General features: G+C 67.2%; 2 protein-coding genes. Both read right to left on the reverse strand.

What is annotated here, in order from left to right:
* Positions 1 to 179: 179 nt before the first annotated feature.
* Complete coding sequence (locus tag AB4Y86_RS18660) at positions 180 to 1,103, reverse strand: alpha/beta hydrolase (protein WP_441403627.1); 924 nt, start codon at positions 1,101 to 1,103, stop codon at positions 180 to 182.
* A gap of 14 nt (positions 1,104 to 1,117) precedes the next feature.
* The coding region (locus AB4Y86_RS18665) for an FAD-dependent monooxygenase (protein ID WP_441403628.1) at positions 1,118 to 1,547 on the reverse strand (430 nt) is incomplete at its 5' end.

Below are 1,547 nucleotides of genomic sequence, written 5' to 3' on the forward strand. Positions count from 1 at the left end.
GCGGAACGAACAGGAACGCCAGTGCGGCGACGTTGTCACGTTAATTGGTCCAAGTGGCTAACGGTGCCCCGGAAGTGGACACGTTTCGATAGGAAGTTGTCCGGAGACAGCTCGGCGGCACCAATCCGAAGATTCGTGCCGCCGAGGGTGAGGCGGTGGGCGTGGACCCTAATGTGGGCTCACTTCCCGTTGAGGAAGTCGGCCGTCTCCTCGAAGGCACGGTGGAATTCGGGAATCCAGGAGAAGTTCTGGACGAAGCCGTGGTTGGCGCCCGCGTAGCGGCTGACCGTCGTGTCGACGCCGGCCTCCGTCAGGCGCTGGCCGTACAGCTCGCCTTCGTCCCGCAGCGGGTCGAACTCGGCGGTGATGATCAGTGCCGGCGGAAGGCCGGCGAGGTTGTCGCGCTTGATCGGAGAGACCAGCGGATCCGCCGGGTCCGCGCCGCTGTCCAGGTAAAACGAGTTCCATGGCTTCAGGCCGACCGTCTCCAGCCCGTACCCGCGTGCGTTCTCCTGTAGGGAGGTGTACCGGTCGACGTCGAAGTCAAGGTCGACCGACGGGTAGAACAGCACCTGGTGGGTGATGCCCACGAAGCCCTCGTCRTGTGCCATCGCTGCGACGGCCGCGGCGAAGTTCGCGCCCGAGCTGTCCCCGGCGACGGCCAGGGACTTCCCGTTCCATTTGAGGGAACCGCCGTTCTCTGCCACCCAGCGGACCACGCCGTAGCAGTCCTGCAGCCCGGCAGGGAACGCGGCTTCGGGGGCGCGCCGGTAATCCACCGAGACCACCTTGAAGCCGGATTCCCTGGCGAGTGCACGCGCGACGCCGTCGTGGGTTTCGAGGTCGCCGAGGTAGAACGCGCCGCCGTGGAAGTAGACGATCACCCCGTACGAGTCGGCCTCTGCGGGCGTGTAGATCCGGACAGGGACGTCACCGGTTGGCGTCCCGGCCGTTGTGTCTTCGACGGCGGCGAGCGGCAGCCGGTCCGCCACAGCGGGGACCCGCTCCTGTTCGGCGGACCGCATCGCAGCCGGCTCCGGGCGGGTGCCGTCCGAGGGCGGGATGTGGGTGAGGATCTCCGCGATCTGCGGGTGGATTGGCATCGTGGGTTACCGCCTTACTGGTTGGCCGGGAAGGCGGACTCGACCGCGTCGGCGTGCCAGCCTTGGCGCGACACACGCTGCAGCTCATCCGTCAGCGGCTTGCGGGTGGCCTCGAAGAGTGCGAGCGCTTCCTTGACGGAGCCGGCCTCCAGGAGCGCGTCGGCGAATCCGCCAGCGTCCAGGATCGCCGAGTTGGCGCCCTGGCCCTGATGGTGGAGCATCGCGTGGGCAGCGTCGCCGAGCAGCGTGACGGAGTCGGTGTGCCAGGTGTCGAGGGGATCGATGTCGAACACCGAACGGCTGGTCACCTGGCTCAGGTCGAGTTCGCGGGCCACCTGGACGATCCGCTCGTCGAAGCCTTCGAGGATCTTCTCCAGGTATTCGTGGGTGATTTCCGGCGCCCACGAGGCGTCATCGGACGGGGCCGTGATGTCGTAGGAGAGC

Origin of the sequence: Arthrobacter sp. 2YAF22_2 (assembly GCF_052114645.1) — a bacterium.
GTDB lineage: Bacteria > Actinomycetota > Actinomycetes > Actinomycetales > Micrococcaceae > Arthrobacter.